Raw genomic sequence first — 14,552 nt, forward strand, 5'->3', positions numbered from 1 at the left:
TGACCCGGCGGCTTGTCAGTCGTTGTTCCCGGTCAGTGGAGGCGCATTATAGGGAGTTCTCGGCAGGCCGCAACCCCTAAATGCAAAAAACTTTTCAAGCGCGGATTTTTTCGGCAAAAGAGCGAAAAAGCGGCGAATTTATGTCACTTTTTCAGGCAAACAGCCATAAAAGCTGGCGATCACTGGAGTAAAATAGAAGAAACGAAGTCAGTAAGGATCCGCAGCCATGCCATTAAATGCACAACAACAGGCCGCCCAACGCAATCTTTCTTATCTGCTTGCAGAGAAACTCGGCCAACAAATTCTGGCAGGCGATTATCAGGCCGGCAGCATCCTGCCCGGTGAAATGGAACTGGGCGAGCAATTCGGCGTCAGCCGCACCGCGGTGCGCGAAGCGGTAAAGATGTTAGCCGCCAAAGGCATGTTGTTGCCGCGCCCGCGCATTGGCACCCGCGTGATGCCGCAAAGCCAATGGAATTTCCTCGATCAGGATTTACTGACCTGGTGGATGACGCGGGAAAACTTCGATCAGGTGATGCAACACTTCCTTATATTGCGCACTTCGTTGGAACCGCAGGCCTGCGCGTTGGCGGCAGACCACGCCAGCCCGCAGCAAACCAAACTGCTGGCGGAATTGATGGCGGAAATGCGCGCGCTGCATACCCAGTTTGATCGCGAGCGCTGGATCCAGGTCGATACTCAATTCCACCAGCTCATCTACGAGGCCAGCGGCAATCCGTTCCTGACCTCGTTCGCCAACCTGTTCAGTTCGGTGTATCAGAGTTACTTCCGCGCCATCACCGGCAATGAAGTGATCAAGCTGCGCCACCATCAGGCTATCGTCGATGCGATACTCGCCGGAGACAGCGCAGGCGCCCTCGTCGCCTGCCAAGTTTTGCTGAAAGAGAAAGACTAGACACGCTCCCCGCTTATAGATAGAAGAAAGAGATGAGGGAGAGACGACCATTTAACCAGGACCGACCATGACCCAATCCGCGCGCAGTATGGCAGGACTCCCGTGGATCGCCGCAATGGCGTTCTTTATGCAGGCGCTGGACGCCACCATCCTCAACACGGCGCTGCCGGCGATCGCCCACAGTCTCGGGCACTCGCCGCTGGCGATGCAATCTGCCGTCATCAGCTATACGCTGACGGTGGCGATGCTGATCCCGGTCAGCGGTTGGCTGGCGGACCGCTTCGGCACCCGCCGCGTGTTCATCTTCGCCGTCACGTTATTCACCCTCGGTTCGCTGTTGTGCGCCCTCTCCCCCACGTTGAGCGTACTGGTTGCCTCTCGCGTGCTGCAGGGCATCGGCGGCGCGATGATGATGCCGGTCGCGCGACTGGCGCTGCTGCGCGCCTACCCGCGCAGCGAACTGCTGCCGGTGCTGAACTTCGTCACCATGCCCGGCCTGGTCGGGCCGATTCTGGGGCCGCTGCTGGGCGGCTGGCTGGTGACCTACGCCACCTGGCATTGGATTTTCCTGATCAATATCCCTATCGGCCTGCTCGGCATCTTCTATGCGCGCAAATACATGCCGGACTTCACCACGCCCAAGCGCCGCTTCGATTTTCTGGGTTTTATGCTGTTCGGCCTGAGCCTGGTGCTGATCTCCACCGGGCTGGAACTGTTTGGCGAGCGGGTGCTGGCGAGCTACGTTTCGCTGGGCATTCTGCTCAGCGGCTTCGTGATGCTGTTCGGCTACATCGCGCACGCCCGCCGTCATCCTCAGCCGCTGATCGGCCTCGACCTGTTCAAAACCCGCACCTTCTCGGTCGGCATCGCCGGTAACGTCGCATCCAGGTTGGGCACCGGCTGCGTGCCGTTTTTGATGCCGCTCATGCTGCAGGTGGGATTTGGCTACACGGCGATCGTCGCCGGCTGCATGATGGCGCCGACCGCCATCGGCTCGCTGATGGCGAAATCCACCGTCACTCAGGTGTTGCGCTGGTTCGGCTACCGTAAAACGCTGGTCGGCATCACCGTTATCATCGGAGCGCTGATCGCGCAGTTTGCCCTGCAGAGCCCAGGCATGCCGCTGTGGCTGATGATCCTGCCGCTGTTCGTACTGGGCATGGCGATGTCCACCCAGTTCACCGCCATGAATACCATCAGCCTGGCGGATTTGAACGACGCCAACGCCAGCGCCGGCAACAGCGTCCTGGCGGTCACCCAACAGCTGTCCATCAGTTTCGGCGTCGCGATCAGCGCGGCGGTGCTGCGTTTTTACGAATCCCTGTCGTTAGGCACTATGATCGACCACTTCCACTACACCTTTATCACCATGGGGATCGTCACCGTGGCGTCGGCGCTGGTATTTATGTTGCTGAGAAGGAAAGATGGCCGCAACTTGATCAGCGGCCAGGAAAGCAAGAAAGAAGCGAAGGCGGCCAGTTAACGGCGGCCCACCGAGGCGCGTTCCACCAGCTCGGGCGTCAACACCAGCACCTGGGGCGCGCGCTCCGGGTTTTGCAGGCGGTTGATCAGCGCATCGATCGCCAGCTCGCCCAGCGAATCCTTCGGTTGATGAATGGTGCTCAGCGGCGGCGCCAGATAACGCGCCAGTTCAATGTCATCGTACCCCATCACCGCCATATCCTGCGGCACGGAAAGCCCGGCCTGATACAGCGCCTGATAAACGCCTACCGCCACCGCGTCGTTGCCGGCGAACACCGCATGCGGCGGCTCTTCCAGCGCCAGCAGTTGGCGCATGGCGGTCACGCCGCCTTCAAACTCAAAGTCGCAATGCACTTCATACCCTGGCGGGATCGGTAATCCGGCGCGCCGCATCGCGTTGCGATAGCCTTCCAGCCGGTGACGGGCGGTGGTTTTGTCCTGCGGGCCGGCGATGCAGGCGATCTTGCGGTAGCCGCGAGCGATCAGATGATCGGTCGCCATCTCGCCGCCCAGCAGCGAGTTATCCTGAATAATGTCGTTCGCGCCCTCGAACGGCGCCCAGTCCATCATCACGATCGGCAATGACGGGTAGCGACTCAGGGCATCCTGAGATGGCCGGTGATTTTCGGTGCACATCAACAGCAAACCGTCGACGCGCTTTTGCAGCAGCGTCTCCATACTGCGGTTCATGCGCGCGGCGTCTTCTTCGGTATTGCACAGGATCAGGCTGTAGCCGCGTTCATAGCAGCTGCGCTCCACGCCGCGCACCACTTCAGCATAAAACGGGTTGTTGCTGGCGGTCACCAGCATGCCGATGGTGCGGGTCTGATTGAGCTTCAGGCTGCGCGCCAGCGCAGAAGGCGCATAGTTCAACTGTTCCACGGCCGCCATGACCTTGTCGCGCACGCTGTCGCTGACAAAGCGATTGTTGTTGACCACATGCGAAACGGTAGAGGTTGAAACGCCCGCCAGGCGGGCGACATCTTTCATGGTGGCCAAAGGATCACCCCTGTTGCTGCAAGAAGGCGTCGATCTCTTCGCGCCACGGCACCGAAGGCTGCGCGCCGGGGCGGGTGACGGCGATCGCCGCCGCCGCATGGGCGAAACGCACCGCGTCGGCCATGATCTTGCCTTCCAACAGGGCAGTGACCAGCGCGCCGTTAAAGGTATCGCCGGCGGCGATGGTATCCACCGCTTGCACTTTGAAGCCGGGCACCCGTTTGCCGTTGCCGTTTTCGCTCAGCCACACGCCGCGGCTGCCGAGGGTGATGATCACCGTCGCGATGCCTTTGTCGTGCAGCGCCTGTGCCGCGCGCGCCGCATCGGCGTCGCTGTCCACAGCGATGCCGGTCAGGCGCTGCGCTTCGGTTTCATTCGGGGTGATCATATCAATCATCCCCAGCAGCTCGTCCGGCAGCTCGCGCGCCGGGGCCGGGTTGAGGATCACCTGCGTTTGATGTTGCTTGGCCAAGCGGGCGGCGGCGATCACCGTCTCCAGCGGCGACTCCAGCTGCATCAGCAGGGCGTCGGCGTCGATGACTTTTTGCCGGTAGCGCGCCAGGTAATCCGGCGTCACCGCGGCGTTGGCGCCGGCATTGATGCCGATCACGTTCTCGCCTTCGGCGTTGACGAAGATCAGCGCCACGCCGGTGGTGCTGTCGGCGATGGCTTCAATCGGTTGGGTATCAATGCGATCGCTCGCCAGCTGCCGGCGGACACGCTCGCCGATATCGTCGGCGCCCACGCAGGCGATAAAGGCGATCTCCGCCCCACTGCGCCCGGCCGCCACCGCCTGATTCGCGCCCTTGCCGCCAAACGCCACCTTATACTGCTTCCCGATCACCGTTTCGCCCGGGTGGGGGAATTGTTCAATATTGAGGATATGGTCGGCATTGATGCTGCCCAGAACCACCAGCTTACCTGTTTCCATCGCATTGATTCCTGAATTGCGCGCCATCGTAAACGCCCCGTCCCGATGGCGCTGGTATGACTTACTGAGTGACCAGTTTCAAATCGACCGGAATGGTCGCCGGCACTTTTTCGCCTTTCAGCACTTTATCGGCGGTTTCCACGCCTATCACGCCGATCTGATCGGGACGCTGCGCCACGGTCGCCGCCAGCTTGCCGCCTTCAACCGCTTTCACGCCGTCGGCGGTGCCGTCGAAGCCTACCACGATCACGTCGGTTTTACCGGCGGTTTGCAGCGCACGCAGCGCGCCCAGCGCCATTTCATCGTTCTGGGCAAATACCGCCTGCACATCCGGGTGAGCGGTCAGCAGGTTCTGCATCACGTTCAGGCCCTTGGTGCGGTCGAAATCGGCCGGCTGGCTGGCCAGCAGCTTGAATTTATTCTGATCCAGCGACTGTTTAAAGCCTTCGCCGCGTTCACGCGCGGCGGAGGTGCCGGCAATGCCTTCCAGCTGAATCACCTTGGCGTCGGCGCCCGCTTTCTTGGCGATGAAGTCGCCGGCCATTTTGCCGCCCACGCGGTTATCCGAAGCGATATGGCTCACCACGTCACCCTTGCTCGCCACGCGGTCCAGCGTGATGACCGGGATCTTAGCCTGGTTGGCCATCTTGATGGCGTTGCCCACCGCATCGGAGTCAGTCGGGTTGATCAACAGCAGCTTGGGCGCCCGCACCATCAGATCCTGCACGTTGGCCAGCTCTTTCGCCGGGTTGTTTTGGGAATCCAGCACCACCAGGTTATAACCCAGCTTGTTGGCCTCTTGCTGCGCCCCATCCTTCATCGAGACGAAGAACGGGTTGTTGAGGGTGGACACCACCAGCGCGATGGTGTCTTTGGCCATGGCATTGGCGCTCAGGGTGGCGCTCAACGCGATGGCGGAAGCTAAGGTTGCCAGTTTTTTCATTTTCATCATCGTGATTCCTGTAGGGGGAGGTTACTTGTTGCTTTTGTTATCTACCAGAACCGCCAGCAGTATCACCACTGCCTTCACGATCATTTGGTAGTAGGAAGAAACACCCAGTAAATTCAGGCCGTTGTTCAGAAAACCGAGGATCAGCGCCCCGATCAGCGTGCCGACGATGCGTCCCTTGCCGCCGGCCAGGCTGGTGCCGCCCAGCACCACGGCGGCGATGGCGTCCAGCTCATAGCCGGTGCCGGCGGTCGGCTGCGCCGACGAGAGGCGCGCCACTTCGATCACCCCCGCCAGCGCCGCCAGCAGACCGCACAGCGAATAGACGATAATTTTCACTTTATCGACGCTGATACCGGACAGGCGTGTCGCCGCTTCATTGCCGCCCAGGGCATAAATATAGCGGCCCAGGCGCGTATGGTGCAGCATATACCAGGCGGCGATGAACACGATCGCCATGATCCAGATCGGCGTAGGCACACCCAGCGGACGGCCGATGCCGAACCAACCAAAGGTGTCGGCCACGTCGGTGAAACCGGTATTGATCGGGCTGCCGTTGGTGTACACCATGGTGACGCCGCGCAGCAGCAGCATCATCACCAGCGTAGCGATAAAGGCTTGCACCTTGCCTTTGGCGACGATCACCCCGGTGGCGGCGCCAATCGCGGCGCCCAGCGCCAAGGCCGCCGCCACCGCCACCAGCGCGTTGACTTCAAAGCCGACGATCGACGCCGCCACCGCGCCGGTCAGGGCCAGCAGCGATCCCACCGACAGATCGATGCCGGAAGTGAGGATCACCAGCGTCATCCCCACCGCCATGATGGCGTTGACCGAGGTCTGCTGCAGAATATTGAACAAGTTGTTCAGGGTGAAGAAGTTCGGGCTCATGGAAGAGACCACGGCGATCAGCACCAGCAGCGCAATCAACGACTTCTGCTCTAACAGCCATTCTTTACTGAACCAGCGCTTAGCTGCGATAGTCTGGGAACTCATATCTGATTACTCCTGCTTTACGCCGTATTGCTTGCCGACGGCTGCCGCCATCAACGCTTCCTGGGTGGCCTGTTCAATCGGGAACTCGCCGCTGAGATGCCCTTCGTGCATCACCAGAATGCGATCGCTCATGCCCATCACCTCCGGCATTTCCGAAGACACCAAAATGATGCTCAGCCCTTCCTGCTTGAACTGGTTGATTAACTGATAGATCTCTTTTTTCGCCCCGACATCGACGCCGCGCGTCGGCTCATCGAGGATCAGCACCTTCGGCCGGGTCATCAGGCCGCGGGCGATCGCCACTTTCTGCTGATTGCCGCCGGAAAGCAGACCTATCGGCTGCTCCATCGACGGCGTTTTGATATTGAACAGGCGGATGAAGTCCCCCACCGCCTGCCGCTCGTCGGCCTGTTTCAGGCTGCCGTCGGCGCGGCTGAAGTAGCGCAGCGCAGTCAGAGACATGTTTTCCTTTACCGACATGCCCAGCACCAGGCCGTCGCGCTTACGGTCTTCCGAGATATAGACGATGCCGTTCGCCAATCCATCCTGCGGCGAATGGGTGACTACCTCGCGGCCGTCGAGGTTGACGGTGCCGGCCTTGCGCGGCGCGGCGCCGTACAGAATCTTCATCAATTCGGTGCGCCCGGCGCCCATCAAGCCGGCCACGCCGAGGATCTCACCGCGATACAGCGTAAAGCTGACGTCTTCAACGCCGGGTCCGGAAAGATGACTGACTTCCAGCCGCTTTTCCCCGCGCGGTAAATCAAGGCGCGGGTATTGTTCTTCCAGCTTGCGACCGACCATCATCTCAATCAGCGAATCTTCCTGCAGCTCGCTCACCGGCCGCTCGGCGATGAACTGCCCGTCGCGAAATACCGTCACGTCGTCGCAGATTTCAAAGATCTCTTTCAGACGGTGCGAGATATAGACGATGCCGCGCCCTTCGGCCTTCAGCTCGTTGATCACCTTGAACAGCGAGGCGGTTTCGGTGTCGGTCAGCGCATCGGTCGGTTCGTCCATGATGATCACTTTCGATTCGAAGCTCAGTACCTTGGCAATCTCCACCATCTGCTGATCGCCAATCGACAGCTCGCCCACCAGCCGGTGGCTGCTGTAGCGCAGGTTGAGGCGCGCCAGCAAGCGATCGGCCTCGGCGTACATGCGCTTCCAGTCAATGCGGCCGAAACGGTTGACGAACTCGCGGCCGAGGAAGATGTTTTCCGCAATCGTCAGCTGCGGGATCAGGTTCAGCTCCTGATGGATAATGCCGATGCCCGCTTCCTGCGAATCTTTAGGCCCGTTGAACGCCACCTCTTTACCGAGAAAATACTGGCTGCCGGCGTCTTTCTGGTAGATGCCGGTCAGCACTTTCATCATGGTGGACTTCCCGGCGCCGTTTTCCCCCACCAGCGCCATCACCTTGCCGGGATAAACGCTGAGAGCGGCGCCGGAAAGCGCCTTCACGCCGGGAAAGGCTTTATCAATCCCTTTCAGTTGCAGTAAAGGTTGCATAAACGCCTCAGAAAGTTACGCCGGCGCACAGGATCACGTTCGCGTAAGGCGAACACTCTCCGCTGCGGATCACCGCCCGGCTGTGCTCGGTTTGCGCTTTAAACGCCTGATGGCTGATATAACGCACGCCGATGGTATTGCCCTGGCGTTGGCCCAGTGCGGTCAGTTCAGCCAACAATGCCTCGTGGAGCGACGGATTTTGTTTCACGATTTCTTCCGCCAGGATGGCGCTTTCTACCTGCATCTCTTGCGTGACCGCCGCGAACACCTGCATGAAGGTCGGCACGCCCTGCGTCAGCGCCAGATCGATGCGCTGCGTCGCCGCCGGTATCGGCAAACCCGCATCGCACAAGGTGAGCTGATCGGTATGCCCCAGCCGGGCAATCACGGCAGACACGTCGGAATTCAGTAATACGCCTTTTTTCATCTTCTCACTCCGCTAGCGAAACGTTTCGCTCTCTGGAGGAGTGTAAAAAAACGGCAGGGGAAGGCAACCCGGACAATGCAGAAGTGTGATCGTCATCGAAACGTTTCGTTCGCGCACGGAGAAAGCGCAAACAAAAGGGGCTCAGCCTAGCTGAGCCCCTGTCAGGCGGGTTAGATCTCGACCTGCGTGCCGAGCTCGATGACCCGGTTCGGCGGGATTTCGAACTGATCCGGCGCGCGCAGCGCATTGCGGCTCAGAGCAACGAACAGTTTGCCGCGCAGGTAGAGGTACCATGGCCGCTTGGTGAGGATCAGCGATTCATGGGACATGAAGAACGACGTCTCCGACATGCGGCACGGCAACCCTTCCAGCCCGCAGCGGTGGAACACTTCCTCCACGTTCGGCGTTTCGCGCCAGCCGTAGCTGGCCACCACCCGCCAGAAGGTCGGCGACAGCTGCTCGATGGTCACCCGGCGCACGTTGTGCACGTAAGGCGCATCCTCGGTGCGCAGCGTCAGCAGCACCACGCGCTCGTGCAGCACCTTGTTGTGCTTCAAGTTATGCAACAGCGCAAAAGGAATGACGTTGGTGGCGCGCGACAAGAAGACCGCGGTGCCCGGCACCCGTACCGGCGGCGATTTCTCCAGCGAGGCAATCATCGCCTCCAGCGAGTTGCCGTGCTCATGCAGACGGCGCAACAGGCGGAAACGCTCGCTCTTCCAGGTAGTCATAATGATGAACATCACCAGCGCCAGGGTCAGCGGCAGCCAGCCGCCGGAGAACAGCTTCAGGGCGTTGGCGGAGAACATCGGCACGTCGATGATCAGCAAGATGGTTACGATGCCGATCGCCAGGAAGCGGTTCCAGTGCCAGTTATTAATCGCCACCGAAGTGACCAGTATGCTGGTCAGCACCATAGTGCCGGTAACGGCGATGCCGTACGCCGCCGCCAGGTTGCTGGAGTGCTCGAAGCCGATGATCACCAGCACCACCGAGATATACAGCGTCCAGTTGATCACCGGAATGTAGATCTGGCCGGATTCCATTTCCGAGGTGTGAATGATGCGCATCGGCGACAAATACCCGAGGCGCACCGCCTGGCGAGTCAGCGAGAAGACGCCGGAAATCACCGCCTGCGAGGCGATGACCGTTGCCAGGGTTGCCAGAATCAGCAGCGGGATCAGCGCCCAGTCGGGCGCCAGCAGGAAGAATGGGTTTTTGATCGCTTCAGGGTTTTTCAGCAGCAACGCCCCCTGGCCGAAGTAGTTGAGCACCAGCGAAGGCAGCACCACGGTGAACCAGGCCAGGCGGATCGGGAACTTGCCGAAGTGCCCCATGTCGGCATACAGCGCCTCAACGCCGGTGATCGACAGCACCACCGCCCCCAGCGCGAAGAACGACACCTTCTTATATTCCATAAAGAAGTTGAGCGCCCATTTGGGATTCAGCGCCTGCAGCACTTCCGGGTTCGAAATGATGCTGCGCGCGCCCAGCACCGCCAACACGATGAACCACAACAGCATTACCGGGGCGAACAGCTTGCCGACGCTGCCGGTGCCGTGTTTTTGGATAACGAACAGCAGGGTCAGCACCAGAATCGAGAGCGGCACGATATAGGCGTCGAGCGCAGGCGCGGCGATTTCCAACCCCTCTATCGCCGACATCACCGAGATCGCCGGGGTGATCACCACCTCGCCATAGAAGAAGCTGCCGCCGATCAGGCCCAGTATCACCAGCACTGCGGTGGTGCGCGCCGAGGTATTGCGCCCGGCCAGCGACATCAGCGTCAAAATGCCGCCTTCGCCGGCGTTGTCCGCCCGCATCACGTAGGTGAGATATTTGAGGGAAACGATCACGATCAGCATCCAGAAAATCAGCGACAGGAAGCCGAAAACCACGTCTGGACGAACATCGAAGCCGTAATGGCCGGAGAAACACTCTCTCAACGTATAGAGAGGACTGGTGCCGATATCACCGTAGACCACGCCGATGGCAGCCAGGGTTACCGCCGATAGGGACTGCTTATGCTCTGCGCTCATAATTCGTTTCTTTATCAGAACATCCGTTAGCGATGCATCCGCATCAGGCAAAATACGGGCTCAAAGATCCGTCACGCCCACCAGAAAGCCGCACAGTATGCACCATTTATACGGCTTGCCTACCCTTATATCAGAGCCGAAAAATAAACAAAATGTGAACCGGATATCCGACTCAACTGAGAAAATTTTTACTAATCAATAAGCTATACCATTAAAAATAATGGTGGTTTATCATCGAATTATCGACCAAGATTGGCTAACTCTCGGACAATACGACGATTATATGACGCCATCATCCCTTCTGGCAGAACGAATTTCCCGCCTCAGCAGCGCGCTGGAGAGCGGCCTTTATGAGCGGCAAGAGGCGATCCGCCTGTGCCTGCTGGCGGCGCTGAGCGGCGAAAGCGTATTCTTGCTCGGCCCGCCCGGCATCGCCAAGAGCCTGATCGCACGCCGGCTGAAGTTTGCCTTCCGCAACGCCCGCTCTTTTGAATACCTGATGACGCGTTTTTCCACGCCGGAAGAGGTCTTCGGCCCGCTCTCGATTCAGGCGCTGAAAGATGAGGGGCGCTATCAGCGTCTGACCGCCGGCTATCTGCCGGAAGCGGAGATCGTGTTTCTGGACGAGATCTGGAAGGCCGGCCCGGCGATCCTCAACACCCTGCTGACGGCGATCAACGAACGCCGCTTCCGCAACGGCAACAGCGAAGAACCGATCCCGCTGCGCCTGCTGGTCACCGCCTCCAATGAACTGCCCGAAGCGGACAACAGCCTCGAAGCCTTATATGACCGCATGCTGATCCGTCTGTGGTTGGACAAGGTGCAGGATAAACAGAATTTCCGCTCGCTGCTGGTCAACCGCCATAGCGAAAGCCAAAACCCGGTGCCGGCGGCGCTGAGCATCAGCGACGAAGAGTTTCTGCAGTGGCAACCGCAGATCGACAAGGTGGCGCTGCCGGAAGCCTGCTTTGAGCTGATTTTCCAACTGCGCCAGCGGCTGGACGCGCTGGAACAGGCGCCGTACGTCTCCGATCGGCGCTGGAAGAAAGCCCTGCGCCTGCTGCAGGCCTGCGCCTTCTTCAGCGGGCGCGACGCCATCGCCCCGCTCGATCTGATGCTGTTGAAAGACTGCCTGTGGCACGATCTCACCTCGCTGAAGCTACTGCAACAGCAGATCGATCAACTGCTGACCGAATCGGCCTATCAGCAGCAGTCGATGTTGATCCAACTGCAACAGATCCATACCCGCTGGATGCAGGACCAGCAGCAACAAAGCGACCGACAGGCCATCAGCCTGGTGAAAAAAGGCGGGATGTTCAGCCGCAAACCGCAATACGCGCCGGCCACGCCGTTCGCCGGCGGCACCCTCACCCTGCTGCTGCAAAAACCGCTGCAGCTGCATGACATTCAGGTCAATCATCTGAGCATCGAAAGCAGCGCGCTGGACAACTGGCTGCAAAAAGGCGGCGACGTGCGCGCCAAGCTGAACGGCATCGGCTTTGCGCAGCCGATCGACCTGGAAGTGGACGATCAACTGCACCTCACGGTGTTGGACGTCAGCCGTCAGCCGTCGCTGCTGGCGCTGCCGGGCAAACAGGCTACCGCTACGCCGCAGGCGCTGCTGGATGAAATGGACGCATTGGCCCAGCGCCTGGCGGAGCAGCGCCGCGCCTTCAGCCAACATCAGCCCTGCCTGTTCACGTCCGCCGCCGGTCTGGCCAAGATCGAAGCCAGTCTGCTGCAGGTCGCGGAACAGGTTAAACAGCAACAGCAGCAAATGCGCGGCCAGTAACCATGCTCAGTCTGGAGACGCTCGATCTGCTGCTGGCGATCACCGAAGGCGAGATGATCGAGGAGATGATCGTCGGCATGCTGGCCGCGCCGCAGCTGTCGGTATTCTTTAAAAAGTTTCCGGCCCTACGCCGGGCGCTGGATCGCGATCTGCCGCGCTGGAAGCTGCAGCTCAAGGAGCGTTTGCAGGAGGCCATGGTGCCGCCGGCGCTGGCGCAGGAATTTTACCGCTACCAACAGTGCCAGCTGGAGAACAATACCCAGTTCTATCACAACCTCAACGACACGATGGAGCTGCTGCGCCAGCTGGTTTCCCCGTTTTATGAACAGGCGCGCGCGCTGGTGGACGCCGCCGATCTGCCCAATCATCCGTTGGACGACAGTTTTCAAACGCTGTTTCTGCAGCGCTGGCGCATCAGCCTGACGCTGCAGGCCACCATGCTGCACCACCAGCTGCTGGAACAAGAGCGTGAGCAGCTGATGGCGGAACTGCAGGAACGCCTGGCGCTGAGCGGCGCGCTGGAACCGCTGCTGTCGGAAAACGACACCGCCGCCGGCAGGCTGTGGGACATGAGCAAAGGCCAGCTGCAGCGCGGCGATTACCAGCGGCTGGTGGAGTACGGCAACTTTTTGCAGCAGCAGCCGGAGCTGAAAAAGCTGGCGCAGCAGCTGGGCCGCAGCTATCAGGCCAAGGCGGTGCCGCAACAGGACGCGCAGCCGGAGCCGTTCAGGGTCATGGTGCAGGTGCCGGCCACGCTGCCGGAAGAAGTGAGCGGCATTCATCAAAGCGACGACATTCTGCGCCTGCTGCCGCCGGAGCTGGCGACACTGGGGATTGAAGAGCTGGAATTCGAGTTTTATCGCCGCCTGCTGGAAAAACGACTGCTGAGCTACCGCCTGCAGGGCGACGTCTGGCAGGAACAGATCCTGATCCGTCAGGTCACCCACCAACAGCAGGATAAGCAGCCGCGCGGGCCGTTTATCGTCTGCGTGGACACCTCAGGATCGATGGGCGGCTTCAACGAACAATGTGCCAAGGCGTTCTGTCTGGCGCTGCTGCGCATTGCGCTGGCGGACAACCGCCGCTGCTACATCATGCTGTTCGCCAACCAGATCGTACATTACGAACTCACCGCCGCCAGCGGCATTGAGCAGGCGGTGCGTTTTCTCGGCCAGCAGTTTCGCGGCGGCACCGATCTGGCGGCCTGCCTGAACGCCACCGTCACCAAAATGGCGGAGAGCGGCTGGTTCGATGCCGATGCGGTGATCATTTCCGATTTTATCGCCCAGCGGTTGCCGGAGGAGGTAATAAAGAAGGTGAAACAGCAGCAGCAAAGCCACCAGCAGCGTTTCCACGCGGTGGCGATGTCCGCCTACGGCAAACCCGGCATCATGCGCATCTTCGATCACATCTGGCGCTTCGATACCGGGTTGAAAAGCCGGTTGATGCGCCGCTGGCGGCGCTAGGCGGAATCAGAGCAGGCCTTCAACCGCGCCGCGCACTTCCGGTGACCACACGCCGCACTGCACCTGGCCGATATGCGACAGCTGCAACAGCAACATCACCAAACGCGACTGACCGATGCCGCCGCCGATGGTCTGCGGCATATCGCCGCGCAACAACGACTGATGCCATTCCAGCTTCATGCGATCTTCATCGCCGGTCAGCGCCAGCTGATGTTTCAGCGCCGCGGCGTCGACGCGGATGCCCATGGAAGAAAGCTCGAAAGCGTCCTGCAGCACCGGGTTCCACACCACGATATCGCCGTTCAGGCCCGCCAGGCCATCCGCCGTCGGCGTGGTCCAGTCATCATAATCCGGCGCACGCACATCGTGCGATTTGCCGTGCGACAGCTTGCCGCCGATGCCGATCAGGAACACCGCGCCCAATTCTTTGGCGATCGCCCGCTCACGCCCTTTGGCGTCCAGATCAGGATAGCGCTGCAGCAGGGTTTCGCTGTGCACGAAGTGGATCTGTTCCGGCAGGAACGGGGTCAGGCCATGCTCACGGCTGACTTCCGCTTCCGTCGCCTTGATCGCGGCGTAAATGCTGCGCACGGTAATTTTCAGATAGTCCAGACCGCGCTCACCGTCGCCCATCACCCGCTCCCAGTCCCACTGATCGACGTACACCGAGTGGATTGGCGTCAGGCGGTCTTCATCCGGGCGCAGCGCCTTCATATGGGTATACAGGCCTTCGCCGGCACCGAAATCGTAGCTGCCCAGGGTTTTGCGTTTCCATTTCGCCAGTGAGTGCACCACTTCGAAGGTGGCGTCCGGCAAAGTTTTGACTTTGACCTGCACCGCTTTCTCGCTGCCGGAGAGGTTATCCTGCGTGCCGTCGCCCAGGCGGCTAAGGATCGGGGCCTGCACTTCGATCAGACCGAGCTGCTGTTCCAGCTGGCGGGAGAAGAAGGATTTGACCTGGCTGATTTGTTGTTGTTTTTGGATAAACTGTTTTTTCATTGCCGTATCTCTTGTAAACCTGTCTCTGTTGCCATCGATTAAGCAAC

At 60.2% G+C, this 14,552-nt stretch carries 12 protein-coding genes; 4 read left to right on the plus strand and 8 right to left on the minus strand.

Going from position 1 to position 14,552, the window contains the following annotated elements; translation table 11 throughout:
• Nucleotides 1-226 precede the first annotated feature (226 nt).
• Both ACJ8PE_RS22230 and mdtD read left to right on the plus strand, forming a co-directional pair.
• Entirely contained in the window at nucleotides 227-916 is a 690-nt protein-coding gene (locus tag ACJ8PE_RS22230; RefSeq protein WP_033652336.1) for a FadR/GntR family transcriptional regulator, read from the plus strand.
• Nucleotides 917-983: 67 nt separating this feature from the next.
• A complete protein-coding gene (gene mdtD, locus ACJ8PE_RS22235) occupies nucleotides 984-2,399 on the plus strand; it encodes a multidrug transporter subunit MdtD (RefSeq protein WP_033645165.1) in 1,416 nt (471 codons plus the stop codon).
• On the opposite strand, the gene rbsR is transcribed toward mdtD, so the two are convergent.
• The 7 genes from rbsR to kup form a co-directional block, all read right to left on the minus strand.
• Nucleotides 2,396-3,397: a ribose operon transcriptional repressor RbsR gene (gene rbsR / locus ACJ8PE_RS22240; RefSeq protein ID WP_042785608.1), complete on the minus strand. Its 1,002-nt coding sequence runs from the start codon at nucleotides 3,395-3,397 to the stop codon at nucleotides 2,396-2,398. The two genes, mdtD and rbsR, sit on opposite strands and share 4 nt — an antisense overlap.
• Before the next feature lie 4 nt (nucleotides 3,398-3,401).
• The gene (gene rbsK / locus ACJ8PE_RS22245) at nucleotides 3,402-4,328 is read right to left on the minus strand and encodes a ribokinase (RefSeq protein WP_046898746.1); all 927 of its coding nucleotides are present in this window, start codon (nucleotides 4,326-4,328) and stop codon (nucleotides 3,402-3,404) included.
• A gap of 61 nt (nucleotides 4,329-4,389) precedes the next feature.
• The gene (gene rbsB / locus ACJ8PE_RS22250) at nucleotides 4,390-5,277 is read right to left on the minus strand and encodes a ribose ABC transporter substrate-binding protein RbsB (RefSeq protein WP_025304729.1); all 888 of its coding nucleotides are present in this window, start codon (nucleotides 5,275-5,277) and stop codon (nucleotides 4,390-4,392) included.
• Nucleotides 5,278-5,301: 24 nt separating this feature from the next.
• Nucleotides 5,302-6,270, minus strand: coding sequence for a ribose ABC transporter permease (gene rbsC / locus ACJ8PE_RS22255; RefSeq protein WP_404769118.1), 969 nt, complete (start codon nucleotides 6,268-6,270; stop codon nucleotides 5,302-5,304).
• A 6-nt stretch (nucleotides 6,271-6,276) separates the two neighbouring features.
• Complete coding sequence (gene rbsA, locus ACJ8PE_RS22260) at nucleotides 6,277-7,782, minus strand: ribose ABC transporter ATP-binding protein RbsA (protein ID WP_033652332.1); 1,506 nt, start codon at nucleotides 7,780-7,782, stop codon at nucleotides 6,277-6,279.
• Between the two features lie 7 nt (nucleotides 7,783-7,789).
• Nucleotides 7,790-8,209 carry a D-ribose pyranase gene (gene rbsD / locus ACJ8PE_RS22265; RefSeq protein WP_033645162.1) on the minus strand — a complete coding sequence of 140 codons (420 nt, stop codon included), beginning with the start codon at nucleotides 8,207-8,209 and terminating at the stop codon, nucleotides 7,790-7,792.
• A 170-nt stretch (nucleotides 8,210-8,379) separates the two neighbouring features.
• On the minus strand, nucleotides 8,380-10,248 hold the full coding sequence (gene kup, locus ACJ8PE_RS22270) for a low affinity potassium transporter Kup (RefSeq protein ID WP_015379467.1): 1,869 nt from the start codon (nucleotides 10,246-10,248) through the stop codon (nucleotides 8,380-8,382).
• A gap of 283 nt (nucleotides 10,249-10,531) precedes the next feature.
• Here kup and ravA point away from each other — a divergent pair, with 283 nt between their 5' ends.
• Both ravA and viaA read left to right on the plus strand, forming a co-directional pair.
• Nucleotides 10,532-12,040: an ATPase RavA gene (ravA, locus tag ACJ8PE_RS22275; protein WP_197793683.1), complete on the plus strand. Its 1,509-nt coding sequence runs from the start codon at nucleotides 10,532-10,534 to the stop codon at nucleotides 12,038-12,040.
• A 2-nt stretch (nucleotides 12,041-12,042) separates the two neighbouring features.
• Nucleotides 12,043-13,506: an ATPase RavA stimulator ViaA gene (gene viaA, locus ACJ8PE_RS22280; RefSeq protein WP_197793681.1), complete on the plus strand. Its 1,464-nt coding sequence runs from the start codon at nucleotides 12,043-12,045 to the stop codon at nucleotides 13,504-13,506.
• A 6-nt stretch (nucleotides 13,507-13,512) separates the two neighbouring features.
• Here viaA and asnA read toward each other — a convergent pair whose 3' ends face one another.
• A complete protein-coding gene (gene asnA, locus ACJ8PE_RS22285; RefSeq protein WP_197793679.1) occupies nucleotides 13,513-14,505 on the minus strand; it encodes an aspartate--ammonia ligase in 993 nt (330 codons plus the stop codon).
• Between the last annotated feature and the right edge of the window lie 47 nt (nucleotides 14,506-14,552).

The organism is Serratia sp. CY74737 (genome assembly GCF_052166775.1).
In the GTDB taxonomy this organism is placed as follows: domain Bacteria; phylum Pseudomonadota; class Gammaproteobacteria; order Enterobacterales; family Enterobacteriaceae; genus Serratia; species Serratia ureilytica.

What these genes read in the sequence shown, in the direction of transcription:
- ACJ8PE_RS22230 (WP_033652336.1), top strand. Translation starts at nt 227, where the DNA reads ATGCCATTAAATGCACAACAACAGGCCGCCCAACGCAATCTTTCTTAT.
- mdtD (WP_033645165.1), top strand. Translation starts at nt 984, where the DNA reads ATGACCCAATCCGCGCGCAGTATGGCAGGACTCCCGTGGATCGCCGCA.
- rbsK (WP_046898746.1), bottom strand. Translation starts at nt 4,328, where the DNA reads ATGGAAACAGGTAAGCTGGTGGTTCTGGGCAGCATCAATGCCGACCAT.
- rbsB (WP_025304729.1), bottom strand. Translation starts at nt 5,277, where the DNA reads ATGAAAATGAAAAAACTGGCAACCTTAGCTTCCGCCATCGCGTTGAGC.
- rbsC (WP_404769118.1), bottom strand. Translation starts at nt 6,270, where the DNA reads ATGAGTTCCCAGACTATCGCAGCTAAGCGCTGGTTCAGTAAAGAATGG.
- rbsA (WP_033652332.1), bottom strand. Translation starts at nt 7,782, where the DNA reads ATGCAACCTTTACTGCAACTGAAAGGGATTGATAAAGCCTTTCCCGGC.
- rbsD (WP_033645162.1), bottom strand. Translation starts at nt 8,209, where the DNA reads ATGAAAAAAGGCGTATTACTGAATTCCGACGTGTCTGCCGTGATTGCC.
- kup (WP_015379467.1), bottom strand. Translation starts at nt 10,248, where the DNA reads ATGAGCGCAGAGCATAAGCAGTCCCTATCGGCGGTAACCCTGGCTGCC.
- ravA (WP_197793683.1), top strand. Translation starts at nt 10,532, where the DNA reads ATGACGCCATCATCCCTTCTGGCAGAACGAATTTCCCGCCTCAGCAGC.
- viaA (WP_197793681.1), top strand. Translation starts at nt 12,043, where the DNA reads ATGCTCAGTCTGGAGACGCTCGATCTGCTGCTGGCGATCACCGAAGGC.
- asnA (WP_197793679.1), bottom strand. Translation starts at nt 14,505, where the DNA reads ATGAAAAAACAGTTTATCCAAAAACAACAACAAATCAGCCAGGTCAAA.